This is a genomic window from Flavobacterium sp. 103 (assembly GCF_003096795.1).
Taxonomy (GTDB): Bacteria; Bacteroidota; Bacteroidia; order Flavobacteriales; family Flavobacteriaceae; genus Flavobacterium.
In genome coordinates this window covers 551,721-578,072 of sequence record NZ_QENX01000001.1, presented here as the reverse complement: position 1 = coordinate 578,072, position 26,352 = coordinate 551,721, and the positions used below count along the sequence as shown (strand labels likewise).

Genomic DNA, 26,352 nt, shown 5'->3' with positions numbered 1-26,352 from the left:
TTTATTTTTTCTCTTTTACTTTAACTTCGGTTGTAGTGGTGTTCAATACAATTGAATCTTCAGGAATAGATTTGGTTACCCATGAATTTCCACCTACAATACTATTTTTTCCAATAATTGTCGTTCCTCCCAAAATGGTTGCATTGGCATATAGGCAAACGTTTTTCTCAACGGTAGGATGTCTTTTTGAATTTTTCATGTCTTTACTCACGCTCAACGCTCCCAAAGTCACCCCTTGATATATTTTTACATTTTTTTCAATAACGGTGGTTTCGCCAATTACGATTCCAGTGGCATGGTCAATAAAGAAAGGAGATGCGATTGTAGCTCCTGCATGAATATCGGTTCCCGTAATTCGGTGTGCATATTCGCTCATTAATCTTGAAAAAAGCATCAAATCCAACAAATACAGTTCATGACTTAATCTGTAAATGGCAATGGCATAAAATCCAGGATAGGCAAGATAAATCTCTTCAATACTATTGGATGCCGGGTCATTTTCTAGGATGTATGAGGCGTCTTTGTTCAGGTTTTCGAGTACGGAGGGCAGTTTGTGTAAAAAATTCCCCCAGGCACTTTCACAGGAATCTTGTGCTTTTTTGCAGGCCAAAGAAGCTATTTCTTTAAATTGTTTTTCTAACTCATCAATACTTTCGTCGAGTGGCGCATTAGAATCAAATAAAGTGTAAAAAAGTTTTTCGGTAAAGGCTTCCGTTTTGGTCTTTATACTATAATTTATAGAAAAATGACTTTTTGAAGCGCTAATATTTTGAACAATCAGATCTTTGGTCATGATTATGAAATTGAATGTTATTTTTGAAAGGATAAAAGTAAGGCGTTTTTCAGAAAAAATAACAATGATTAACTAAAGAATTAGGTTAATAACCATTGAGACAATTGGGTTTGAAAGGATATTACAGAATCGCTATTTTTTTGAAATTATATCACATTAATTACAAATAACCAATGATTGTTTCAATAATTGGTTCCATAACTTGATAGCCTTCTTTATTTGGATGAACTCCATCTTCTGAATAAACGGATTTTAAGCCTTTTCGTTCATCCGCCATAGCCGAATAATAATCTACATACGGGATGTTATTTGCTTTGGCATATTTCAGAATCATTTCATTCAATGCTTCAATTTTATTGGCGGGTTCCATTCCTCGTTTCCAAGGAAAATCATTGGCGGGGAGGATGGAACATAAAATGACTTTGATGTTATTTACTTTGGACAATTCGCACATAGATATGAGGTTTCCTAGAATTGTTTCGAGTGTTGCTGGTCCAGTATTTCCTGCAATATCATTTCCTCCAGCCAAAATAACGACAATTTTGGGTTTCAGTTCAATTACGTCCGGTCTAAAACGCAAGAGCATTTGTGAAGTGGTTTGTCCATTAATTCCTCTGTTGATATATGATTTGCCAACAAAAAAATCTTGATGAATGGTTTTCCAGCCTTCGGTTATGGAATCTCCAAAGAACACAATCCGTTTTTCTCCAGAAGATGGAGCTAAAATCTGTTCATTCTCGATTTTGTATTTGTTTAAATACCCCCAGTCGAGGATTTTTTCTTTTCTTTCCATAAATAGTGGGTTGCAATTGAAATGGCCTTATAATTTGTTTCAAAATTACAATAATGATTAGTTTCTTATGCGTTTGTATTTTTCGGTTATTATTCGGTCAACGCCCAGTTTTTCTACTTTTTCAACTCCTTGTTGGATTAGAGTGTCATTTTTTATGGAGACTTTAAATTCAAATTTGTTGTTTTCCCAGGCTCTGTTGGAGAAATATTCCAGATATTCAGTGTAGTTATCATTTACCAAAGTATATCTACCGGCACCAGCAGAAAATTTTGGATTGGGTTCTTTACCCATAGTCAAATCGTGAACGAAAAATGCAAAATGGTCCGGATTGATAATTTTGATCATTTTTACTTTTGAATCAAAAGTAGAAAAAGTAGAATCTTTTTGAGTTGATGTTGCCGAAATGAGTTCCCAAGTTCCGATAATTGGCAAATCATTATGTTTGGTTTTATTTTGGCTAATACCGTTGGAGTAACTGATTATCGCAATAAATAGTAGAGATAGTTTGATTTTCATTTTTAGGTTTTAATGATTGAAAATTATAAAACTAAAGTACAATTTATTTTTCATTTGGATTTATTTAGAATTGAAACAATGGTTTAAAACATGTAAATTAGCAAGAAATAGTTGAAAATAAAGTTGTCAAAATGGATTAGTGCTTTTTTAAATAATTATAAAATTCTTGAATGAACAATAAAAATGTATTGAGAAAAAGAATCGCTCACTATTGGAGATTAATAGGGCCTGGACTTGTTACAGGCGCCAGTGACGATGATCCTTCTGGAATTGCAACTTACTCACAAGCGGGTGCTGCCTATGGACTTACAACTTTATGGACTTCTATTGTTGCTTTCCCGTTGATGGCAGCCATACAACAAATGTGTGCGAGAATTGGTTTGGTAACTAGCCAAGGACTTACGGGAACTTTAAAGAAAAATTATCCTAGACCCGTTTTATACTTGATGCTTTTGTTTAGTTTTCCTGCCATAATTATGAATATTGGAGCTGATATTGCGGGCATGGGAGCTGTAGGGAATTTACTTTTTCCTTCTATTGAGGCGTCTTTTTTTAGTGTCTTTTTTACTATTTTGCTTTTAGGACTTATTATCTATTTGCCATATCAAAAAATAGCTTCAGTGCTTAAATATTTATGTATTGTAATGTTGGTTTATTTTATAGTTCCCTTTTTGTATAAACAGGATTTTGGGACTATTATAAAAGCCACATTTGTTCCAACAATTCAGTGGAATAGAGATTTTATTGCAATCCTTGTTGGTATTTTGGGAACAACAATTTCACCCTATCTTTTTTTCTGGCAAGCTTCAGTTGAGGTTGAGGAAATGAAGCATAAGAAAAAACATTTAATGGTTAACAAAAGAATCATTCATGAAATGAGGCAAGATGTCGATTTTGGAATGACTTTCTCAGGATTGGTGATGTATTTTATTATTCTTACAACAGGAACGGTTTTGTTTAAGGGAGGTGTTCATCAAATTGATACAGTGGAACAAGCAGCGCAAGCTTTGAGACCTTTGGCGGGAAATATGGCTTATTTGCTTTTTGCAATAGGAGTTATAGGAACTGGACTAATTGCTATTCCGGTATTGAGTGGTTCACTGTCTTATATTTTTAGCGAAACTTTTGGATGGGAGGAAGGATTGGATAAAAAATTCCATGAAGCAAAAGGATTTTACGTCATTATCGCAATGTCATTATTGCTTGGTTTGTCTCTGAATTATATTGGAATTTCACCTGTCAAAGCGCTGATCTATACCGCAATATTGTATGGATTGACAGCTCCTGTTTTGATTGCCATCATTTTGCATGTTTCCAATAACAAAAAAATTATGGGTGAATTTGTAAATGGATGGTTAACCAATGTTTTAGGATTTATAGCTTTGATTATAATGTCTTTGGCAGCGGTATTGTTACTTTATTTTCAATTTGAAAGTTGAAACAATACTTAAAATCCAACCACAAATTCACTCGAGGCTGGATTTTTCAGAATTAATAATCAATGTATAAAGATAAATTTCTCAAACTTTTGCAAACGAAATGTAAATCTAGAAATTGAATTCTGCGATTTCTTCGGGGTTTTCAATGCAATTTTCTACGTCATTGATGAATAGGTCAATTTGTTCTTTGGTTACATTGGGCATGCAAATAATATGGGAGATGTCGCCCTCGGTTGCCAATTGCCATTTTGATTTTACTTCTTCAGCTGTTTTTGGGAAAACCACTGTTATGGAATTCGGATTTCTCCAAGCAGCGATTCCAATGTTTTTTAGTCTTTGTTCACAGTATTCGGCTACTTCCAAGCTGTGTAAATAACGATTTTTTAAACCTTCAATACCCAGTTTTTTTATGGCATACCATAAAAACAACGGACAATGACCGTTTCTAGATCCAGTAATAGTGGTGTCTAAAGAACCGATATACGAAATTCCTTTTGAAATTCGATCTCTATTAGAACGCTTCGTGATAATAACACCAGTTGGAATAGGGGAGCCTATAAATTTGTGACCACTGATTGAAATACTGTCAGCACCATCTTTAAAATCAAAAGGAAATCTTGGTTCCATAAAAGCTCCGTAGCTTCCGGATAAGGCCGCATCACAATGGATGTAACTGTCTTGTATGGCCAATCCTTTTAGAATATCCCTGATTTTTGAAACATCGTCTTTGGCTTCTTTCATAGTTGTGCCAAAAGTGGTAAGCACAATTGCTGGCTTATGACGATTCATTTTTAGGGTATTTTCAAAATCGACATAATCAATTTCGCCATTTTCCTGTGAGCGAATTACAATGCTCGGAATATTGAGTAAGTGAATGTTTTTGCGTACGCTGTAATGGGTCGATTCTGAGTAATAGACCATCGCTTTTGGATATAATTCTCGGGCATGATACAATCCATATAAGTTACTTTCGGAGCCTCCATTGGTTACGTAGCCCCAATAATCTTTTGGATTGGCGCGAAATAATTTGGCAAAAAAGCCAACCACTTCTCTTTCGAGTTCGTGGGTTTGAACTTTGTAAGTGCAGTCCTCAAAAGGATCGCCCAGATTATTGATTGGATATTTGAAAAAATGATTGATTTCTGAATAATCAAAATCTTTGGATACAGGATAGCCCAAGAAATTATCTCTGGCATTTTCTATGTATTGTTCTAACTCAAATAAGCGTTGATTGTCTTGTTCGGATAATGATTCTGAAATAGGTAGCATACTGTTTGATTTTACTGTAAATGTACTTTTAATGATTTAATATTCTTTATACTAGATTATATTCAAAATATAATTCTAATTTTGAATCACAATTCAGTTTTTAGGTATTGTATTTAATGCTTACTTTTTTTAAAACCATATAATTATTCTGAGATGGATTCGATAGACAAAAAAATATTGATGCTTTTGCAGCGGGATGCAAAACAAAACACAAAAGAAATCGCCGAAAAAGTAGGTTTGTCCGTTTCACCCACTTTTGAGAGAATTAAAAAATTGGAGCAAAAAGGTTATATCAAAAATTATGTGGCTTTACTGGATGCTACCAAAATTGGAAAATCAATAAGTGTGTATTGTCAAGTGACTTTGGCGGTGCATTCCCGGGAATTGATTGATGATTTTAAACAGCATATTCTTGTACTGCCCGAAATTACGGGTTGTTATCACGTGTCTGGGAATTATGATTTTTTGTTGAAAGTGGCTGTCAATGATATGAATGAATATCAAAAGTTTGTCATCGATAAATTGTCGGTTATAAAAGGGATTTCGAATGTGCAAAGTTCTTTTGTGATGGAAGAAATCAAAAATGATTTTGCCTATAACTTATAAAACTGAAGATTTTGTAATTGCATCTGATGTTTTTGTGTGAAGGATAGGAACGGCATCTCCCGATTTAGAAAAACAAGGCTTTTTTGCCGTAGTTTTTGTTAATCGGGAATACAGTGGATAGCCTGACCTTGTTGCTTAACAAATTATCCTATTTGCAGAGTATAGCTAGCAACAAGGACACACCATAAAAAAAAACCTGACTCTTAAAAAGGAATCAGATTTTATGGATTCTTAAATTGTTGCCCAAAAAGGGAAAAATGAATTGCTTTGTTTAAAAATAGTTATTACATTTTTTTTGCAGGCTTTATTTCCGTCACTATTAATTTTAAAGTGGTGGTTCCAATATTTTTTGCCATATGCGTTACGGCTGGGAGATACATTGCAGTTCCCATTTTGACATCTATAGTCGTCGCTGGTTTGCCTTTGTCGGTGATCTGAATTTTGCCACTAGTCAAAGCATAGACTGAATGGTTCGGGTGACTGTGCCATGCGGTTGTTGTGCCCGGAGCAAATACAACTTCCAAAACTCTTACTTTGTCATTTTCAAGTAACACTTTTTTATACACATTTGGCGCTACTTTTATTGGGTCTTGTGCATACAAACTGGTGCTTTGAATCAGGAATAGTCCGAAAAAAAAGGCATTCATTAAAAATATTTTAATTGTTTTCATCTCATTTAAATTTAAGTCAAACTTTTTTGAATTTAATTGATCTACACTTTTTGTTTTTAGAGTAGTCAGATGGTTTTATTGAGAATATTTTGTAGTCGAATTGACAAGGACAGTCTAGTTAGGTTAGGGTGTGTTCCAGCAGTTCGTGTTTGTCACCAGCCTTTTTAATAGTTTGTTCTATTTAAAAAAGCTTTTTTGCCGAGCAATTCATTTGATTGTTTTTTGAGAAGCAATTTCCTCTTTTTTTGAGGCCTACTAAATTACAAAAAATATAGAGTTGGATTTTAAAAACTGAATTCTTTTTTAAAATGATTTTTAATTAATGTAGTGAAATTAAGGAAGTTGATTTTTTGTTGGATATAGAATGATAAAGTCAAAAAAAAACCAATCTGCTTTCGCAAATTGGTTTGATATATGTGGGATTTGTTTTTTATTCAAATAAACCTTCAATACTTAAATAACGTTCTCCAGTGTCGTAGCAAAAGGTCAGTACTTTCGAGCCAGAAGGAATTTGCTTTAGTTTTTTAGCCACGGCAGCCAAAGAAGCACCAGAAGAAATCCCCAGAAGAATACCTTCTTCTTTGGCTGCTCTTTGGGCATATTCAAAAGCTTCGTCTTTGCTTACCTGAATTGCTCCATCCAGAATATCAGTATGCAAATTGGTTGGTATAAATCCGGCTCCAATTCCTTGAATAGGGTGGGGTGAATGCGTTCCCCCACTTATAACAGGAGATAATTCTGGTTCTACAGCGAAAACTTTTAGGTTTGGAAAATGCTGTTTTAGTACTTCGGCACAGCCTGTGATGTGACCGCCTGTTCCAACTCCTGTGATCAGATAATCCAATCCATCAGGAAAAGCTTTTATGATTTCCTGTGCAGTCGTAGTTTTATGGACTTCAATATTTGCCGGGTTGTCAAACTGAAGAGGTATCCATGAATTTGGAATTCCATTTGCTATTTCTTCAGCTTTTGCAAGAGCACCTTTCATACCAAATTCTCGGGGAGTAAGCACAAATTCGGCTCCGTAAATGCTCATCAATCGGCGTCTTTCTACAGACATCGAGTCGGGCATTACCAAGATTAGTTTATATCCTTTTACTGCGGCTACCATAGCCAGGCCAATACCAGTGTTTCCAGATGTGGCTTCGATTATGGTACTTCCTTTTTGCAGTAATCCTTTTTGCTCTGCATCTTCTACCATAGACAAAGCAATTCTGTCTTTGATGCTGGCACCTGGATTTGTTTTTTCAAGTTTCACCCAAACATTTGTATCAGGACCAAATAATTTATTGATTTTTACGTGTGGCGTATTACCAATGGTTTCTAGTATGTTATTGTATATCATAGTCTTTTCATATTTGATAGTAAATATACTTAACCTATAGAGATTAGCAAAATAGAATCAAGATTATTGTTTGTTGAAAATCTGATTTTTTGATTAAAACAAAAACCCGATTTGAAATATTCAAATCGGGTTTTAAATTTATAAAAAAATGTTTTATTACAAGTGGATTACTTCTCCGTATGCATCAGCAACAGCCTCCATAACCGCTTCACTCATTGTTGGGTGAGGGTGAATAGATTTTAGGATTTCATGTCCTGTAGTTTCCAGTTTACGTGCTACAACTGCTTCAGCAATCATATCTGTAACTCCAGCTCCAATCATGTGACATCCTAACCATTCGCCGTATTTAGCGTCAAAAATTACTTTTACAAAACCGTCTGGAGTTCCAGCAGCTTTCGCTTTTCCTGAAGCAGAGAATGGGAATTTACCAATTTTTAATTCGTATCCTTTTTCTTTAGCTTGCTTTTCAGTTAATCCTACAGAAGCAATTTCTGGAGTTGCATATGTACAGCCAGGAACGTTTCCATAATCGATAGGATCAACGTGCATTCCTGCAATTTTCTCCACACAGTTAATTCCTTCGGCAGAAGCTACGTGAGCCAATGCTTGTCCTGGAGTTACATCACCAATTGCATAATATCCTGGGATATTTGTTTGGTTGTAAGCGTTTACCAAGATTTTATCTCTGTCAACAGCGATTCCAACTTCTTCCAATCCGATGTTTTCGATGTTAGTTTTGATTCCAACAGCAGACAATAAAATGTCAGCTTCCAGAACTTCTTCACCTTTTGCAGTTTTAACGAATGCTTTTACTCCTGCACCAGTAGTGTCAATGCGCTCAACTGAAGAGTTGGTCATAATTTTGATTCCGGCTTTTTTCAAAGAACGCTCAAATTGTTTTGAGATATCTTCATCTTCTACAGGAACTACATTTGGCATAAATTCTACGATGGTTACATCAGTTCCCATTGAGTTGTAAAAATGTGCAAATTCCACTCCAATAGCCCCAGAACCTACAACAATCATAGATTTTGGTTGTGTTGGCAATGTCATTGCTTGACGGTATCCAATTACTTTTACACCATCTTGAGGTAGGTTTGGTAATTCACGTGAACGAGCTCCAGTAGCGATGATAATGTGGTCTGCACTGTATTCAGTGACTTTTCCGTCTTTATCGGTAACGTCTAGTTTTTTTCCAGGTTTTAGCTTTCCAAAACCATCAATTACATCAATTTTATTTTTTTTCATCAAGAATTGAACTCCTTTGCTCATTCCTTCTGCTACCCCACGGCTACGTTGAACCACTGCCGGGAAGTCTTTATCAAATGATGAAACAGTCAATCCGTAATCTGAAGCGTGTTTTAAGTAATCAAAAACCTGAGCTGATTTTAATAATGCTTTAGTTGGAATACATCCCCAATTTAAACATACACCACCAAGGTTTTCTTTTTCTACTACAGCTACTTTAAATCCTAATTGAGAGGCTCTAATTGCTGTAACATATCCTCCAGGTCCACTTCCTAAAACTATAATATCGTATTTCATTTCAAAGTTTTTTTATTTGTTTTTTAATGGTGAAATGAATTTGTGAAAACTCATTTCTTTTAATGTTATCGTAATAAATTGAGATTGCGAATTTAAGGATTTATTTGATTATGGGAAAATTTAGCAAGAACAAAGTTTTTTGACATTTTGTTATAAAAAAGTGTCCGAACTGGAAGTGCTAAACTGCGAATCATACAAATTCTTATAATACCCTTTTTCCTGGTTTATTAATTCCTGATGGGTGCCTTGTTCTACAATCAGACCTTTGTCCATAACTACAATTTTATCGGCATTGACAATGGTTGCTAATCTATGTGCAATTACGATGGATGTTCGGCCTTTGGTTATGGTTTCAGTTGCCCGTTGAATTAATTCCTCAGAATAAGTGTCGATTGACGATGTGGCTTCATCCAGAATAAGAATACTCGGATTGCTAACGTACGCCCGTAAAAAAGCAATGAGTTGTCGTTGACCCGAGGACAGCATCACGCCACGTTCTTTTACATCAAAATCATAATTATCGGGTAAGCTCATAATGAAATCGTGAACACCAATTTTTTTGGCTGCAGCCAAAACCTGATCACGAGTAATTTCGGGATTGTTTAGTGTAATATTATTGTAAATGGTATCGGCAAAAAGAAATACGTCCTGCAAAACCACAGCAATTTGCTTACGCAACGAACTCAAAGTATAATTTTCAATATTGTGATTGTCAACAAATATTGAACCACTATTGATTTCGTAGAAACGATTCAGTAAATTAATGATCGTCGATTTTCCTGCTCCTGTAGATCCTACAATAGCAATGGTCTGACTTGCTTTTACTTCAAGATTAATCCCTTTTATCACTTCTTCATTTGGAATATATCCAAAACGAACTTCTTCAAAACGAATGTCTCCGTCAAATAAAGGCGCTTCGATGGTTCCGGTATCTTGTATTTGGTCTTGTGTGTCCAATATGTCAAAAACACGGTTGGCAGCAATCATTCCCAATTGCATCTCGTTGAACTTATCAGCAATTTGACGTAACGGATTAAACAACATTCCGATGAACATTGTATATGAAAATAAATCTCCAAAAGTGGTCGAAGTATCACCTTCTAAAATATGAAATCCTCCGTATAAAACAATAAAACCAAGCGTTAACGAAGAAATGATATCAGCAATAGGGAAGAAAATAGAGTTGTACAAAATGGTTTTTATCCAAGCTCTATTGTGTTTGTCGTTGATTACCCTGAATTTTTCTGCCTCAATGTCTTCGCGGTGAAAAAGCTGAACAATTTTCATCCCTGTAACTCTTTCTTGAACAAAAGAGTTCATATTGGCAATTTGAGTACGTACTTCCTCAAAGGCAACCTGCATCTTTTTTTGGAAAATACGGGTAATAAAAACCAAGATTGGCATGGCGACAATCACAATCCACGTCAGTTTCCAGTTCATATAAAACATAAAAATAAGAACCACCAGCATTTTCATCAAGTCACTTATAATCATAAATAATCCTTGGCTAAAAATACGGGCAATCGCTTCAATATCCGAAACAGAACGAGTTACGAGTTGGCCCACAGGCACCAAGTCGAAATATTTCATCCTAAAACTCAAAATGTGTTTGAACAGTTTTACCCTAATATCCTTCACAATATCCTGTCCAAGCCAGTTGGCCCAATAGACAAAGAAAAATTGGGAAAAAACTTCCAATAAAAGTATAATTCCCATCAAAGTGATATACATCAATAAGCCGTTTTGGTCTTTGGGCTGGATATAACTATCGACAGTTTGTTTTAGTAAATAGGGGCGAAGTGCTGCAAAAACCGATAATGAAATGGCGAAAATAATTACGCCATTAAAACGCCATTGATAGGGTTTTGTGTATTTTAATATTCTCTTGAATAATCGGGTATCAAATGCTTTTGCTTTCATTTATTTTTTTGGAGCTATTCCTGCTATCCGCTTGTATCTTTTTATTTTTAAAGAAAAAATAAAAAGGATACCGCTTCTATCAGGGCTATTTCGTAATGTAATCGTATTCTATTTTGGTTAAATATAACCCATGTGCCGGAACCGAAAATCCAGCTTTGTCTCTGTTCTTACTTTCAATAATCGATTCAAAATCATTCAAAGTGATTTTGTGTAATCCAATATTAATTAAAGTTCCCACTATGGAACGAACCATATTTCGTAAAAAACGATTGGCCGAAATGGTGAAAATTAATTTCTCATCCTCTTGTTTCCAATAGGCTTCAAATATACTACAATCAAAGGTATTTACATCGGTGTTGACCTTGGAAAAAGATTGAAAATCAGTATGATTTAACAATGATTTTGCAGCTTCGTTCATTAAATCTAAATCCAGTTTTTGATGAAAGTACCAGCTTTGCTCTTGAAGAAACGCATCTTTAAAAGTGTTTATATGGTATTCGTAAGTTCTTTTTGTGGCGTCAAAACGAGTGTGAGCTTCATCATCAACGGGGAAAATATCATAAATAACAATGTCTTTTGGTAAAAAGGAATTTAGCTTGTGTATTATATTCGGAATATCAAATGGTTTTTCCAAATCAAAATGGGCATACATTTCTTTGGCGTGAACTCCAGTATCTGTTCTTCCAGCTCCCATAAGATTAATCTCGGTATTGAGAATAATCGAAAATGCTTTGTTCATTGTTTCTTGAACAGAGGCGGCATTGGGTTGGTATTGCCAACCGTGATAGTGAGTTCCGTTGTAAGCTAGTTTTATAAAATACCTCAAGGTGCAGATTTTAGATTGCAGTCCCGATAGCTATCGGGATAGATTGCAGATTTTAGATTTTAGATTTTGAATTCCGACAACCTATAACTGAGAACTGCTATTTTTTTGTTGCAAATTTACAAAGAATGTATCTTGTTTGGTTGTTTTTTATTTAAAACTAGAATGTCTATTTTTGCTTAAATCTCATAGCCCTGATAGAAGTGGAAATCCCACGCTTTTGGGCGTGGATTGAAACGGATAGCAGACACGAGCATAGCGAATTGACGAAGTAAATAGCTCCCAGAAATATGAAAAAAATTCTCCTTCTTTCTGATACTCACAGTCACATTGATGATACGATTTTAAAATATGTCGCACAAGCTGATGAGGTTTGGCATGCAGGTGATATTGGGGATTTGGTCGTTACGGACACCATAAAGAAGTTGAAGCCTTTACGTTGTGTTTATGGCAATATTGATGATGCCCAAGCACGTTTGGAATTTCCTTTACACAACCGTTTTTTTTGTGAAGGAGTAGATGTTTGGATCACACATATTGGCGGTTATCCAGGGAAATACAATCCGTCTTTAAAAGCTGAAATAGCGTCAAATCCGCCAAAGTTGTTTATTTGCGGACATTCACATATTCTAAAAGTGATTTTTGACAAAAAAAATAATCTGCTACACATGAATCCGGGTGCTGCCGGTAAAAGTGGTTTTCATCAGGTGAGGACAATGCTTCGTTTTATAATAGATGGAGAGGCAATTAAAGATTTGGAGATTATCGAAATAGATAAAAAAGCATAGTGTTCTTAATATACTATTGGAATTTTTAAGCTAACCACTGTGCCTTTGTTTAATGTGGAATTAATAATAAATTCTCCTTTCATATTGTTTATTCTTGCTCGAATTTGGTTGATTCCAAAACCTTCGGTGACTTCAAGTTTACTGTCCATAAAACCATTTCCATTGTCGGACACTACTACAAAAAGTTTATTTTCCATTTCTTTGATCGTAACATCTGCGGTAGTTGCTCCACTGTGTTTTATGATATTGTTCAGTAATTCAGCAATTATAAAATAGAGTTTCATTTCAAAATCTTCGTTGTATCTTTTTTTAATTGAGATGCTTGAATTAAAATTAATCTTAATTCTTGAATTGGATGTTTTTTCACATAAATCTTCCAATGCATATAATAATCCAAATCGAACCAATAGAGTAGGCATCAGTTCATGGGAAAGGTTTCGGATTTGATTGTGCGCCTCTTCGAGGATTTCTTTTGTTTTGTTTATTTCTTCGGGTTGGGCTTTATTGATTGAAGTAAAAACATTAAGATGTAAACCAGCCGAGGAAAGAAGGGAGCTGATGTTGTCGTGCAGAAAAGAGGCGATTTTTTTTCGTTCCAATTCTTGTCCGTCAATAGAAGCATTGATGATATTTTCCTGTATTTTACTTCGGATATCTTTGAGTCTGTTTTTTTGTTTCAAACGAATGTTTTGAACGAAAAAATAGAAGAAAATAATCACACACAATAAAAGAAAAAGTACGATAATGGCAATTTTTTTATTTTTGGATTGTTCTTGAATGAGTTTGTTCTGCTTTATTTTATAAGTTGTTTCAATCTTGTCGATCTCTCTCTTATAATGGTCAATTTCGAGATTCACCCCTATGACATTGGCTTTGGTTAGTTTTTCTTCTATGTTTAGCTCATTGGTAATTTTGTAATACAACATGAGATTCTCATAGGCTTTTTTGGGCCGATTAATTTTATTTAAAAATTTTGAATATTCTAAATAGGAGTAGGACAGGTCGGATTTCTCATTTCCAATAGTGCCAAGTTTAATGGCTTTTTCGAAATAAAAAGTGGCTTTTTCAATGTTGTTGATAAAACTATAGTACATACCGTTCAACATATTCAAAGCTACAATAGTAGAGTCATTTCCATCAATAGATTGGTATTTATTGATATATCGCAAATAAGTGAGTCCTTCAGCAAACTTTTCAATGTCAAAATAAGCCCAAGTAATATTTAGTTTTGTGAGGAATATTTGTTTTCTGTCAAGAACTGTCTGACTAAGCTGTAGCGATTTTTTGTAATAAAAAATTCCTTTGTCATATTGTTTTTTGTCAAAACAATAGATGTTGCCTAAGTTATTGTAGAACTGATTTTTTAGAGTGTTGTCGTTTGTTTTGTTGACATAGTAAAGCCCAATGTTGTAATAGTATAGCGCTTTTAAGGGTTCTGTTAGTTCATCAAAATTGGAAGCTATGATTAAGTAACAATTAGCAATTAATGAGTTATCTTTGTTTTTAATGGCTTGCTCTAATGCTACCCTTGATTTTAATAATGAGTTTTCGTAATCGCCATTAATTCTGTTTGCCCTAGCATCTTTTATGAGTTTAGTAGTTTCTTTTTGTGATAGAGTTTTGTTTTGGGCGAGTGAGGTTTGACTAAAATAGATTAGAAATAAAAAAATGATTAGTATTCGAAACCTAATTTGATGCATACCATTTATTGTAGAAGCGATAAATAAATTTTCGAAATTTTCCGAACTTAAGATATAATTAAATGATTATTCATGGCATACTTAACAATGCCAATTGTGTTCTTTGCTTTTAATTTTTTCATAATGTTTTTTCGATGCGTTTCAACTGTATTAATACTGATGAAAAGCTGCTCGCTTATTTCTTTACCACTATATTCCAGAGCAATCAAAATGATGATTTCTATTTCACGTTCGGTCAGTAATGGATTTATATTGGGTTTGTAAGTGTTTAGTTTTGGATTGTTTTTGGTGGCATTTGAGAATATTTTTTCTCGAATGGACTCGCAAAAATATTCTTCACCATCTGCAACAGCTTGAACTGCCTCAATAATATTGTCTCCGGCACATTGTTTGGTCAAATAGCCACTTACTCCCAAGTCCATGATTTCTTTAATTAATTTTAAATCATCATAACTGGAAAGGATTATTACTTTGCAAGGAAAACCTTTTTGAGCAAATTCTTTAACGACTTCAATTCCGTCTTTTTCGGGCATACTAATGTCTAAAACAAGAACATCAGCTTTATTCTTGGTTACGTCATCGTAAATAGTTGTTCCGTTGAGCGATGACCCAACAACTTCGAAATGTGGTATTGTTTGTAGTAAAGTTTGTATACCGTGTAAAATTATCTGGTGATCATCGGCAAGATGAATTCGTATATTCTTTGTCATATTATCTATTACAGTACTCAAATTTATAAAAAAAAAGATTCCTAATCTGTACTATTTTTTTATTTATCAAATAAAAAAAAATTATCCTTTTAATAAAAAAACCCGAACTGTTACATTCGGGATTTCTTCGCACATTAATAAATTAAATTTTATAGGTTTATCTCAATCTGTCCACAGATTTTACAAGATCTTCATCCTTCTTGATGGCTTTGTTAGCTAAAACTAAGAAAACAATGGCCAAGATAGGTAGAAACATCCCAATACCTTTCTCAGAAACAACGGGTGTTTCTCCAGATAAATTTAGTGAATGATAAACAAACAATCCTAATAAAATCAAATTTAATACTATAGTCAATCTGTTGGCAACAAATTGAGTTTGTCTTTTTTTAAATGATATTATGCTGTAAATGGTTATTGCAGTACTTAAGCCAAACAATATTACATAAAATTGGTTTTGCATAAAAAAATATTCTTTACCATCGCTTAAAGTCCACAGCGGAAAAATAAATGGTAAGACACCTACCACCAAAAAGGTAAGGATTAAATATACGGTTTGAATTCTTTGTATCATGTCTTTGTATTGTTGTACAAAAATATATTTTCTTTTTAATAAATACTATTGTATGATAAATTTTATTTGTATTATTGCATAACATTACCGTAAGCACTTCATACTGCGGTTCATTAAAATAAGATACTACCTAAAAAATCTTTTGCATTATTTCCAAATTAATTAAACAAATAGAACATTCATGTTTGATATTTCTGTATTAAAAGAAATGAAGCTTGCTGAGCTTCAAGAAATAGCTAAAACGGCTAAAACCATAAAATTCAACGGTGTAAAAAAAGATACTTTAATTAGTCTTATTTTAGATCATCAAGCTGCTACTGTCGTTAAACCCACGGTAGAGAAAGAGACAGAAGAAGAGAAGCCAAAGCGAGCTAGAATAGCACCTGTAAAAAAAGTGGCGATTCAAAAAAGCGAAGCTCCAGTTTTGTTGGAAACTAAAGTAGAAGAGGAGGTAATCCAAGAAATAGTGGCTGTTCCTGAAAAAAAAGAGAAGGTTATTTCTTCCAATAGTGATATTTCTAAAGAAGAAGGAGTTGCTTCAAAAAAGGAAGTTAAAGTTGTTAAGTTTAGCAAATCTGCTTATGAAAAAAAGATGGCTTTGCTAAGAGAAAAAGAGGCTTTGAAAGAAGTTGCAGTTTCCGAAGAAACTCCATCAGATTCGGATTCAGATGTAATTGTAGAGAAAACAGAAAGTTCTGTTCCTGAAAAAAAAATAAATCCACTCGAGCGTAAGCGAACTGACGAAGTAAATCAGTTAAATAAAAAAGGACAAAACCCAAATATTAAGGTTAATCCAAATCCTAATGGAAATTCCAACCAAAATGGAAATTCCAACCAAAACACAAACTCAAACCAAAATCCCAATCAGAACCCAAATTTTAAAAACAAAAAAAGCAATTTCAAAGATGCTGATTTTGAATTTGACGGGATTATAGAAAGCGAAGGTGTTCTTGAAATGATGCCTGATGGTTACGGTTTTTTACGTTCCTCTGATTATAATTATTTAGCTTCACCAGATGATATTTATTTATCGACTTCTCAGGTGCGTTTGTTTGGTTTAAAAACCGGAGACACCGTAAAAGGTGTGGTGCGTCCACCAAAAGAAGGAGAGAAATTTTTCCCGTTAGTACGAGTTTTAAAAATTAATGGGCATGACCCGCAAGTAGTTCGTGATAGAGTTTCTTTCGAACATTTAACTCCAGTTTTTCCTTCTGAGAAATTTAAATTAGCCGAAAAACAAAGTACAATTTCAACACGAATTATTGATTTGTTTTCTCCAATAGGAAAAGGACAGCGTGGTATGATTGTGGCACAGCCAAAAACGGGTAAAACGATGTTATTAAAGGATATTGCGAATGCAATTGCAGCGAATCATCCCGAAGTATATTTGATTGTTTTATTGATAGATGAACGTCCAGAGGAGGTTACAGATATGCAACGAAGTGTACGTGGGGAAGTAATTGCATCTACATTCGATAGAGAACCACAAGAACACGTTAAGATTGCTAATATAGTTTTGGAAAAAGCCAAAAGGTTAGTAGAGTGTGGCCATGATGTAGTTATTTTATTAGATTCTATAACTCGTTTGGCAAGAGCTTATAATACAGTGCAACCAGCTTCGGGAAAGGTTTTAAGTGGAGGTGTTGATGCAAATGCTTTACAAAAACCAAAACGTTTCTTTGGTGCTGCCCGTAATGTTGAAAATGGTGGTTCTTTGAGTATTATTGCAACTGCTTTGACAGAAACTGGTTCCAAAATGGACGAAGTTATCTTTGAGGAATTCAAAGGGACTGGTAACATGGAATTGCAATTGGATCGAAAAATTGCCAACAAACGTATCTTCCCTGCTATTGATTTAACATCATCCAGTACAAGACGTGATGATTTATTGTTAGATCAAAAAACATTGCAAAGAATGTGGATTATGCGTAAATATTTATCAGATATGAACCCTGTTGAAGCGATGGATTTTATCAATGATCGTTTTAAGAAAACCAAAAATAACGATGAGTTTTTAATCTCTATGAATGATTAATGAAATAATATTGTAGAAATATATTATGTAGATGTAATGCTTTGCATTTATATAATAACAAACAAAAAAAAGTCCTCGATTTCGAGGACTTTTTTATGAATGATATTGAAGGTTTAGAACTTTAAACCTTTTCAGGTTTTTCTGCAGCTTCTTTTCTTTCTAACAAAGCCATATAAAAACCATCAAAACCAGACTCTGATGCTAATATTTTTTTGTCTTTTATGAAATTGAATTGTTTACCAATATCAGTTGTCAAGAAACGGGCAATTTGTTCTTGATTTTCAGAAGGCAAAATGGAACAGGTTGCGTAAACTAATTTACCGCCTGGTTTTACGATTTTTGAATAGCTTTCCAATACTTCCGACTGTACTTTTCTAATGTTATCGATGAATTCGGGTTGTAATTTCCATTTTGCATCTGGATTTCTTTTAAGTACACCTAATCCACTGCAAGGGGCGTCAATCAAGACCCTATCGGCTCTTTCATGAAGTTTTTTGATAACTTTGGTAGAATCAATGATACGGTATTCGATGTTGAAAGCACCGTCTCTTTTGGCTCTAAGCTTTAATTGTTTTAATTTGCTTTCGTACAAATCCATTGCAATCAATTGCCCTTTGTTTTCCATCAAAGAAGCGATATGCAGTGTTTTTCCTCCTGCACCTGCACAAGTATCTACTACTCGCATTCCTGGTTTTACATCCAGAAAATGTGCTACTAATTGTGAATTGGCATCTTGAACTTCAAAGAATCCTTGCTTGAAGGCATCCGTCAAGAAAACATTTGCTCTTTCTTTTAGAACTAATGCATCTGGTTGGTCTTTTAGAAATTCTGTTTCGATGTTTAAATCCATCAAAATAGCTCTTAGGTTTTCTTTGGTAGTTTTAAGTGTGTTTACTCTTAAAATAACTTTGGCAGGTTGGTTTTGTGCAGCTATTTCTGTAGCCCAAACTTTTTCGCCTAATTCTTTTACACCCAGTTCATCCATCCAATCCGGAATAGATTCCTTTAGGGCTCTTATTTTTGATAGTTCGTCAAAACGACCTTTTATTTTTCTTTCTGGAGTTCCTTCCAATTGTCTCCAATCTGGAATTGGATATCCTCTTAAAACTGCCCATACTGAGAACATTCTCCAAAGATTGTCTCTGTCATAAGGTTCTTTTACTTCGGCAATTTCTGCATATAATCTTTTCCAACGTACGACTTCGTAGATGGTTTCTGCTACAAATTTTCTATCGGAACTTCCCCAACGTTTGTCTTTTTTTAGGGATCTTGCTACTACTTTGTCGGCGTATTCTCCTTCGTTGAAAATAGCGTTAAGTGCATCAATAGTAGTATAAACTAAATTTCTGTGTAATCTCATTTTAAATAATTGAAGTGCAAAGGTACTATTTATTGGTTAAAACTAAGTTTTATATTTTAATCAAAAAAAAAACACTGTTATTGAAACAGTGTTTTTGAATGAATGTTTTTAGTTTTTGACAAAAACTCTTGTTAGTCCGATGTTTTCTGGTGGGTGAAGAACCATTGGGAATTTTTCAATTTTCACTGAACTACTGTCGAGTCCAAATGCACTTTCTTCGGATAAACTTAGTTTTTTAATAAAGAAATAAGAATTCATAATTAGTTTTTCATGCCATAATAAATCACTGTCATTTGACAGGAATTTCTCAGATAAAACGAATTTGAAATCTCCAATAATATTGTTTTTATTCAGTGATTCATATCTACTGGTAACATCCACCTCACCATTTTTTACCATGTCTTTGATAACTTCTCTAAACATTAGGTTTATTTTGGTAGGCTCTCTGAATCCTAGATTGAAATCTACTCGGTATAAATCGTCTTTAAGAATTTCTCTTACTTTATATTCAGTTTTATAAGGCTCAGATAAAATATTTACGTGAACAAACCAGTAAATGTCAGCTCTTTTTGGTCTTTTTTGCAAGATAGAAAACATTACTTTTTCTTCTATTTCATCACTACGGTTAGCATTGGTCATATAAACCAAATGGGTTGCGTATTTTGGAATAGATAAATCGGCACTTAATTCACTAAGTACTTTTTTGTAATCGTCAATTTTTACAACTTTAGTGTAACTTTTGTTAATTTGTTTGGCTCTGTACCAAATTGTCATTACACCGATAAGTACTAGAGCGATGAAAAGTGTAACGTAACCACCTTCTGCAAATTTTGTAATATTTGCGGCAAGAAAGCTCAATTCAATACACATATAAATTGTAATTAAAGGAACAAAAAAGTACCATTTTACACGTTTCATTATCAAATAGAAATTCAACAATATGGTTGTCATTATCATACATAGAATAATGGCTAGACCGTAAGCATGTTCCATATTACTGGATTCTTCAAAATGCAATACAATACCAATACAACCAATAAGTAATAACCAGTTTATAGAAGGAATGTATAATTGACCTTTAAGCTCTGTTGGATATTTGATTTTAACTTTTGGCCAAAAACTTAATCGCATTGCCTCATTGATTAATGTAAAAGAACCAGAAATAAGGGCTTGAGACGCAATTACAGTGGCTACAGTCGCAATTACAATCCCAAATGGTTTAAACCATAACGGCATTATCAAGTAAAATGGATTGGCAAAATCACCTCCAAGTGCTTGTAATGTAGTTCCTTCGTGATGAATTAAATACGCTGCCTGTCCAAAGTAGTTTAAAACTAAAGCTAATTTTACAAAAATCCAGCTTATTCTAATATTCTTTCTTCCACAATGTCCCATGTCTGAGTATAGAGCCTCAGCTCCAGTGGTACATAGGAATACAAAACCTAATACAAAAAAACCTTCTGGATGAATACTTAATAAATGATAAGCGTAATAAGGATTAATGGCTTTAAAAACCTCTGGATGTAAAGAAATTTGGTTTATGCCCAGAACGGCCAACATACCAAACCATATCAACATCATAGGGGCAAAAAACTTTCCAACTAATTTAGTTCCAAATTGCTGAATAGTAAATAACATTACTAAAATACCAATTACTATAGGAACCGTATTAATTTGAGGGAAATAACTTCTCATTCCTTCAACAGCAGACGATACTGAGATGGGAGGGGTGATGATTCCGTCCGCCAGCAAGGCGCTTCCGCCAATAATTGCAGGGACAATCAACCATTTGATTTTTGTTTTTTTAACCAAGGCATATAAGGCAAAAATCCCACCTTCTCCATGATTATCGGCACTTAATGTAATAAGGACATATTTGATTGTAGTTTGCAGTGTAAGTGTCCAAAACACACAGGATACACCTCCTAAAACAACATCGGCATTTATTATGTATTCGCCAAGTATGGCTTTCATTACGTATAATGGAGAAGTTCCAATGTCTCCATAAATTATTCCTAAAGAAATTAATAACCCACCCAGAGTTAATTTACTATGGAGGTCTTTGTGCGTTGCGCTCATGTATTATTTTTATAAAAACTCGACAAATTTACTGTTTTTAACATAATAAAAGGACTTATTTTTTAAAATAATAAAAGAGGCTTAATATGTTACTATTAAGCCTCTTTTTCGCTTTTTTAAATTTATTTAGATTCTTCTGTTATTGCCTCTCGCTGCATAATCGTTACCTCTTTGAGATTCAGTTCTTTGGGTGTTATTTTCTCTTGGTGAACTAGTTCTGTTTTGAGAATTATCCCTTTGAGATTCAGTTCTTTGAGTGTTATTTTCTCTTGGAGAACTGGTTCTGTTTTGAGAATAATCCCTTTGAGGTTCTGCTCTTTGAGTGTTGTTTTCTCTTGGAGAACTGGTTCTGTTTTGAGAATAATCCCTTTGAGGTTCTGATCTTTGAGTGTTGTTTTCTCTAGGAGTAATGGTTCTGTTTTGAGAATAATCCCTTTGAGGTTCCGCTCTTTGAGTGTTGTTTTCTCTAGGGAAACTAGCTCTGTTCTCTGCGTATTCTCTTTGTGGTTCTGTTCTTTGAGTACTGACTCTGTTTTGTGTATAATCTCTTTGGGACTCTACTCTTGCAGTGTTAGTTCTGTTCTGTGCGTATTCTCTTTGAGTATTACCGTTGTAATTAATATTGTTTCTGGAATACCCTGGATTGTTTCTGGTGTTAGCTACTTCATTTTTTAATCCATTATTAGTGCTGTATCTTCTTTTGTCTAACTCATATCGGTTTGAAACCATATTGTTTCTTCGGGAAAATGCATATTGTGGATATTGTCTTTCATAACTATTACAGCTGTAATTGTTGTAAATTGCCGGTGCTCTGTTACATCTTCTGTAACTTACATAATTATAGGTGTTGTAATAGTTTACACAACCATACACATTTTGTCTGTATCTATATATCGGATAGGGATTCCATGCATAATAATATGTTGGATAATAGTTCCAAGTCCAAGTTGAATAGTAAGGTCTGTAATAGCTGGCCCAAAATGATGCGTAAATTTGTGGTGTGTAGCAATATTCAGGTTCGTAAATGTAATTTTGCCCATAAATATATGCGTTTCCAACTATTTGAATCGAAATTTTATTACTTCTATCTTTTTCGATTTCAATAGTAGCAACGTCTTGGTACAAATCACGACCAATAACTGACTGAATAATTACTACGTGCGTTCTGTTCTCAACAGATTCGATTACTCTTAAGTAGTCAACACGATTGTCGTTGTTCAAATCTAAATTTGAAATTTGAAGTTTTGGATCGTTTAATCTTCTTTCAAAATCGTTTAAGTTTTCAGATTCCCCAAAGATAGAAGACACCGCAGTTAAATCTAAATTATCACTAATTTCGGAATTAGTTGCGCTTATAGTGGTTCTGTTTTGTGCATTCATTTGAAAAGCAAAAAAGGCGGCGATAATGGCGGCAAATTGTAATTTAGTTTTCATGGCTTAATAGGTTAATTGTTTGTGTTAGATTATATACAACAATTGTGCCAGAAATTAGTTTTATCTTTAATATGTCTGGGATAAAATTATATATTTGAAAAAAATAAAGAAGATATGTTAAGAATAATTACTGTAACTGTGCTGTTTTTTAGTTGTTTGTGTTTTATGGAAGCTCAGAATATAAATAAAGGAAAGCAAACTAATTTTAATTCAATTCAAATCGATACCCTTTTTCAAGATAAAATTAGTATCAGAGCAATTGTATTTGATCGCGATAAGATTTGGTATGCGGGAGACAAAAATCGATTTGGTTGTTATGATTTGCAATCCAATAAAAAAAATGAAAACACCATCGTAGAAGATACTTTGAAAATAGAATTTAGAAGCATTGCTAAAACTTCTAGTTATATATATGTACTAAGTGTAGCGAATCCCGGATTGTTGTATCAAATTACCAAAGATGGAAAAAAAACCAAATTGGTCTATCAGGAGAAAAATAAAAAGGTTTTTTACGATAGTATGCAGTTTTGGAATGATAAAGAAGGAATTGCAATTGGAGATCCTATAACAGATTGTCTTTCTATAATAAGGACGCATGATGGAGGAAATACCTGGAATAAATTACCAGATAATAAGCTTCCAAAAGTTTTTGAAGGCGAAGCTCATTTTGCGGCAAGCAATACCAATATAATTATAAAAGGAAATGATACGTGGATTGTTTCCGGGGGAAAGAAAGCAAGAGTTTTTTATTCACCAGATAAAGGAAATTCTTGGAGTGTTTACGAAACGCCTATAATTCAAGGAAAACAAATGACTGGGATTTTTACGGCTGATTTTAATGATTCTAAGAATGGATTTATATCGGGTGGTAATTACGAGTTGTTAAATCAAAATTCTGAGAATAAAGCAATAACTGATGATGGTGGGAAAACTTGGAAACTTATAGCTAATAATGAAGCTTTTGGATATGCCTCCTGTGTTCAATTTGTTCCTAACAGCAAAGGGAAAGGAATTGTTTCAGTTGGAGCTTCGGGATTGTATTATTCCTCAAATGGTGGTGTAAATTGGGTGCAGTTTAGTAAAGATCCAAGCTTATATACTATTCGATTTATCGATGAGAGTACAGCAATTGCAGCTGGTCGTAATAAAATGATTCGAATTCGTTTTAAATAGAAAATTCCCGTTTTATAATGAATTTTATAAAACGGGAATTGTTTTGAATTAATAGAAAACTATTTTTTTAAGCCTTTGTCTTTATATTGTTGCAGTAGTTTTCTGTTGAAATCTTCTTCCGCTTTTTTGAGCTTTATTATTTTTACCGAAGGAAGAATTTCTTTTAAGCTAATTGTGAGTTTTTTTCTTAGATTGAACAAGTCTTCTTCGCTGTCTTCAATTTGATTTAAAAGCGTAGCAGCATCTTTTTCGGATAATTTGTCAAGTTCATCATCTTGCATTCTTTTGAAATAGCCTTTCATTTTTTGATGTCTCAATTCAAATTGCTTGTCATCAAAGGTGTTGTAAATAGGCCAGAATTTTTCGGCTTCACTTGAAGTAAGATTTAATTCGCTAGTCAAAAAAGCCACTTTCATTGTTTTGATTTGCTCTCTTTTTTCTTTAAATCTTTCGCCTTGGGCGTAAAAATTAAAGGATAAGAATAAAAATAGTATGGGATACAGTTTTTTAAAGTCCATGGTTTTTATTTTTTTAAATACATTCATTTTTGCAGAATTTTGAGTTTAATTTTCAATTACTAGATTTTCGATATTGGGATTGGTAACTAAAACATCTTCAAGTGTTTCGGATTCTAATTCTTTTGTGTTTGAAATTATAGTACTGTTTTCAGGTTCAATTTCACTAATTAATTCGTCTTGATTCAGATTGGTTTCTTCGGCTAAATAATTTTCTAAAGTAACCGTATCTACTTCTTTGTTTTTTGTATTTGTTTGATACGCTATAGGAATCATTAAAGCAAGTACAAAAACTGCGGCAATAGCCATAAGAACGGTTTTTCTTTTTCTGAAAATAGACACCACTTTGGTTTCCTTTGCAACTGGCTCTTCTGATAATTTTTGAAGCAAGTTTGCCGAAAAATTTTCAAAATAGTTGTCTGGAGTTTTAAATCCTGAATCTATTTTTGTTCCGTTTTCTAATTTAAATGTTTTCATAATTGTGTATTTGACTACGTCCTGACTTAAAGGTTTAATTGGAGAATTACAAAAGCTTCTATTTTTTTTACAGCATGATGATAAGATGCCTTTAATGCGCCTACCGATGTTCCTAGTATTTCCGAAATTTCTTCGTATTTTAAATCTTCAAAATATTTCATTTTAAAAACTAATTGTTGCTTTTCTGGTAATACCGCAATTGCTTTTTGTAATTTGATTTGAATTTCGTCCCCTTCAAAATAAACGTCTGCTTTCAAATTATCAATCGCCTTGTTTTGTAATTCAACCGATGAAATACCACTTTTTCTTGCTTTTTGATTTAAAAAAGTCAATGCTTCATTGGTCGCAATGCGATACATCCAAGAAAATAGTTTGCTTTCACCCTTAAAGTTTTTCAAATTTTGAAATACTTTTATGAAGGTGTTTTGTAAAACATCATCCGTATCATCATGACTCAAAACGATGTTCCGAATATGATTGTACAGCGGTTTTTGATATCCATGCAGGAGTTCTTGAAACGCTTGATTTTGCGTTTGTGGGTTCAATAGACGAACAATGAATTCCTTTTCTTCCTGCAATTTGTCCTGTTTTAAACTTAGATGCGAATGAATGAAAAAGGTTTAATCCGAATAGGAAAATAAATTAAAATTCGGATTGCACTTCATTTTTAATTGTAGTTGGAACTACTCTAGTACTGTCTTTCACAACTTTTCTATACGGTGGTGGTATAACTTTAGGTTTTATTGGGAAATACATATCCGTCAGCCATTTTGAAGGACTTAGACTTTCATTTTTGCCAATCGTAAATATTTCCAAATGCGAAAAAGTAGATCCTATAAGGATATGTTTGTTAGTGGTGTATTCAATTGTTTTTTCTAAGGCTTTGTTTTTGTATGTGTAATTACCAGTTAAACTAGTTTTTAATGCTTCAAAAGCAACCAGTTTTCCAGCTAAGATTTCGCTTCCTTCACTGGTGAAAATCTGTTCTTTTATCGGGATGCAAAAGGAGACTTTGGTTAAATTATTAATTGTATCGTATGTGTGATAGATAATAAAAGGTTTTCCGTTCAAGGGTAAATTATTTTGTTTGCAAAATGTAAGAATCTTTGGAAATACAACATTCGCATTTCGTGTAATGTCGGATATTTTGCTTGTGAAGGATTCTCTTAAATAAAAAGTCTCCAGTTTTTTTACTATCCCATTTATTTTTACACTAAAAGTAGTGTTTTCAAAATCAAGAGTCTTATCAAGATTTGCTAAACATTTATCATAAACTTTGGATAGTTTATTTTGAGTACCCCCGCCAAAAAAAGAATTTACTTTAAGCATGAAATCCATTTTTCCAACGGATTTCCATGTTACCTTAGTTCCTCCTACAGTGTCTTTAAAACTCCAAAAGACATCAGAGGAAGTGCCATTATATTCCATTTTTTGAACAATACTGTCATTTCCTTTTGTGTATAAAGTTTGAATATTACCAATATCATTAACACCTTCCCAAGTTAGAGTGCTTCCTTGGCCTGCAGTTGTAGGGGAATAGGATAATTTCATATCCTTATCTAATGCAATCCATGAACTGAATTTTTGCCAGTTTTTATAATCATTTACATAGCCAAAAACGGTTGCTTTTGGAGAATTAATTACTTTACTGCTCTTTACTGTAAAATTTCCTTTTTGTGTTGCAATATATATGGTAAGTGCCACAAGGCTTAATAGAAATAAAAGAAAAAGGTATTTGATAATTCTCATGATGGGGATTGATTGTTTTCTGTTGTAAAGTTAGAAATTTA

Annotated in this window: 24 protein-coding genes; 5 read left to right on the top strand and 19 right to left on the bottom strand. The window is 33.6% G+C overall.

Going from position 1 to position 26,352, the window contains the following annotated elements; genetic code table 11:
• Position 1 precedes the first annotated feature (1 nt).
• The 3 genes from epsC to C8C85_RS02290 form a co-directional block, all read right to left on the bottom strand.
• Positions 2-793, bottom strand: a complete 792-nt coding sequence (gene epsC / locus C8C85_RS02300; protein ID WP_116795629.1) for a serine O-acetyltransferase EpsC — start codon at positions 791-793, stop codon at positions 2-4.
• Positions 794-953: 160 nt separating this feature from the next.
• Positions 954-1,586 (bottom strand): SGNH/GDSL hydrolase family protein, encoded by a 633-nt coding sequence (locus tag C8C85_RS02295; RefSeq protein WP_116795628.1) that lies wholly within the window; start codon positions 1,584-1,586, stop codon positions 954-956.
• 57 nt (positions 1,587-1,643) lie between these two features.
• Positions 1,644-2,102 (bottom strand): hypothetical protein, encoded by a 459-nt coding sequence (locus C8C85_RS02290; protein ID WP_116795627.1) that lies wholly within the window; start codon positions 2,100-2,102, stop codon positions 1,644-1,646.
• A gap of 170 nt (positions 2,103-2,272) precedes the next feature.
• On the opposite strand from C8C85_RS02290, the gene C8C85_RS02285 reads away from it, so the two are divergent.
• Positions 2,273-3,541 carry an NRAMP family divalent metal transporter gene (locus C8C85_RS02285; protein ID WP_116795626.1) on the top strand — a complete coding sequence of 423 codons (1,269 nt, stop codon included), beginning with the start codon at positions 2,273-2,275 and terminating at the stop codon, positions 3,539-3,541.
• Between the two features lie 108 nt (positions 3,542-3,649).
• On the opposite strand, the gene C8C85_RS02280 is transcribed toward C8C85_RS02285, so the two are convergent.
• On the bottom strand, positions 3,650-4,810 hold the full coding sequence (locus C8C85_RS02280) for a histidine decarboxylase (protein WP_116795625.1): 1,161 nt from the start codon (positions 4,808-4,810) through the stop codon (positions 3,650-3,652).
• 153 nt (positions 4,811-4,963) lie between these two features.
• Here C8C85_RS02280 and C8C85_RS02275 point away from each other — a divergent pair, with 153 nt between their 5' ends.
• On the top strand, positions 4,964-5,416 hold the full coding sequence (locus C8C85_RS02275) for an Lrp/AsnC family transcriptional regulator (RefSeq protein ID WP_116795624.1): 453 nt from the start codon (positions 4,964-4,966) through the stop codon (positions 5,414-5,416).
• Positions 5,417-5,700: 284 nt separating this feature from the next.
• Here C8C85_RS02275 and C8C85_RS02270 read toward each other — a convergent pair whose 3' ends face one another.
• From C8C85_RS02270 to truA, 5 genes are all read right to left on the bottom strand, one after another.
• Entirely contained in the window at positions 5,701-6,087 is a 387-nt protein-coding gene (locus tag C8C85_RS02270; RefSeq protein WP_116795623.1) for a cupin domain-containing protein, read from the bottom strand.
• Between the two features lie 430 nt (positions 6,088-6,517).
• A complete protein-coding gene (gene cysK, locus C8C85_RS02265) occupies positions 6,518-7,432 on the bottom strand; it encodes a cysteine synthase A (protein ID WP_116795622.1) in 915 nt (304 codons plus the stop codon).
• A 156-nt stretch (positions 7,433-7,588) separates the two neighbouring features.
• Positions 7,589-8,977 (bottom strand): dihydrolipoyl dehydrogenase, encoded by a 1,389-nt coding sequence (gene lpdA / locus C8C85_RS02260; RefSeq protein WP_116795621.1) that lies wholly within the window; start codon positions 8,975-8,977, stop codon positions 7,589-7,591.
• A 150-nt stretch (positions 8,978-9,127) separates the two neighbouring features.
• Positions 9,128-10,897, bottom strand: a complete 1,770-nt coding sequence (locus C8C85_RS02255) for an ABC transporter ATP-binding protein (protein ID WP_116795620.1) — start codon at positions 10,895-10,897, stop codon at positions 9,128-9,130.
• A gap of 85 nt (positions 10,898-10,982) precedes the next feature.
• Positions 10,983-11,723, bottom strand: a complete 741-nt coding sequence (gene truA / locus C8C85_RS02250; RefSeq protein WP_116795619.1) for a tRNA pseudouridine(38-40) synthase TruA — start codon at positions 11,721-11,723, stop codon at positions 10,983-10,985.
• A 287-nt stretch (positions 11,724-12,010) separates the two neighbouring features.
• Between truA and C8C85_RS02245 the strand changes: the two genes are divergently transcribed.
• Entirely contained in the window at positions 12,011-12,508 is a 498-nt protein-coding gene (locus tag C8C85_RS02245; RefSeq protein WP_116795618.1) for a metallophosphoesterase family protein, read from the top strand.
• Positions 12,509-12,513: 5 nt separating this feature from the next.
• On the opposite strand, the gene C8C85_RS02240 is transcribed toward C8C85_RS02245, so the two are convergent.
• The 3 genes from C8C85_RS02240 to C8C85_RS02230 all read right to left on the bottom strand — a co-directional run bounded on the left by C8C85_RS02240 (position 12,514) and on the right by C8C85_RS02230 (position 15,489).
• Positions 12,514-14,208, bottom strand: coding sequence for an ATP-binding protein (locus tag C8C85_RS02240; protein WP_116795617.1), 1,695 nt, complete (start codon positions 14,206-14,208; stop codon positions 12,514-12,516).
• A gap of 47 nt (positions 14,209-14,255) precedes the next feature.
• The gene (locus tag C8C85_RS02235; RefSeq protein ID WP_116795616.1) at positions 14,256-14,918 is read right to left on the bottom strand and encodes a response regulator transcription factor; all 663 of its coding nucleotides are present in this window, start codon (positions 14,916-14,918) and stop codon (positions 14,256-14,258) included.
• Positions 14,919-15,075: 157 nt separating this feature from the next.
• Positions 15,076-15,489, bottom strand: a complete 414-nt coding sequence (locus C8C85_RS02230; protein ID WP_116795615.1) for a DUF4293 domain-containing protein — start codon at positions 15,487-15,489, stop codon at positions 15,076-15,078.
• Between the two features lie 181 nt (positions 15,490-15,670).
• Between C8C85_RS02230 and rho the strand changes: the two genes are divergently transcribed.
• The gene (gene rho / locus C8C85_RS02225) at positions 15,671-17,524 is read left to right on the top strand and encodes a transcription termination factor Rho (protein WP_116795614.1); all 1,854 of its coding nucleotides are present in this window, start codon (positions 15,671-15,673) and stop codon (positions 17,522-17,524) included.
• 121 nt (positions 17,525-17,645) lie between these two features.
• Here rho and C8C85_RS02220 read toward each other — a convergent pair whose 3' ends face one another.
• From C8C85_RS02220 to C8C85_RS02210, 3 genes are all read right to left on the bottom strand, one after another.
• A complete protein-coding gene (locus C8C85_RS02220) occupies positions 17,646-18,884 on the bottom strand; it encodes an RsmB/NOP family class I SAM-dependent RNA methyltransferase (protein ID WP_116795613.1) in 1,239 nt (412 codons plus the stop codon).
• 108 nt (positions 18,885-18,992) lie between these two features.
• A complete protein-coding gene (locus tag C8C85_RS02215; protein ID WP_116795612.1) occupies positions 18,993-20,963 on the bottom strand; it encodes a KUP/HAK/KT family potassium transporter in 1,971 nt (656 codons plus the stop codon).
• 126 nt (positions 20,964-21,089) lie between these two features.
• The gene (locus C8C85_RS02210; protein ID WP_116795611.1) at positions 21,090-22,397 is read right to left on the bottom strand and encodes a hypothetical protein; all 1,308 of its coding nucleotides are present in this window, start codon (positions 22,395-22,397) and stop codon (positions 21,090-21,092) included.
• A gap of 114 nt (positions 22,398-22,511) precedes the next feature.
• Between C8C85_RS02210 and C8C85_RS02205 the strand changes: the two genes are divergently transcribed.
• Positions 22,512-23,570, top strand: coding sequence for a WD40/YVTN/BNR-like repeat-containing protein (locus C8C85_RS02205; RefSeq protein ID WP_116795610.1), 1,059 nt, complete (start codon positions 22,512-22,514; stop codon positions 23,568-23,570).
• A gap of 59 nt (positions 23,571-23,629) precedes the next feature.
• On the opposite strand, the gene C8C85_RS02200 is transcribed toward C8C85_RS02205, so the two are convergent.
• From C8C85_RS02200 to C8C85_RS02185, 4 genes are all read right to left on the bottom strand, one after another.
• Positions 23,630-24,115 carry a sensor of ECF-type sigma factor gene (locus C8C85_RS02200; RefSeq protein ID WP_254454504.1) on the bottom strand — a complete coding sequence of 162 codons (486 nt, stop codon included), beginning with the start codon at positions 24,113-24,115 and terminating at the stop codon, positions 23,630-23,632.
• Between the two features lie 18 nt (positions 24,116-24,133).
• Entirely contained in the window at positions 24,134-24,562 is a 429-nt protein-coding gene (locus C8C85_RS02195; protein ID WP_116795609.1) for a hypothetical protein, read from the bottom strand.
• Between the two features lie 26 nt (positions 24,563-24,588).
• The gene (locus tag C8C85_RS02190) at positions 24,589-25,140 is read right to left on the bottom strand and encodes an RNA polymerase sigma factor (RefSeq protein WP_116795608.1); all 552 of its coding nucleotides are present in this window, start codon (positions 25,138-25,140) and stop codon (positions 24,589-24,591) included.
• 64 nt (positions 25,141-25,204) lie between these two features.
• On the bottom strand, positions 25,205-26,311 hold the full coding sequence (locus tag C8C85_RS02185) for an SRPBCC family protein (protein ID WP_116795607.1): 1,107 nt from the start codon (positions 26,309-26,311) through the stop codon (positions 25,205-25,207).
• Between the last annotated feature and the right edge of the window lie 41 nt (positions 26,312-26,352).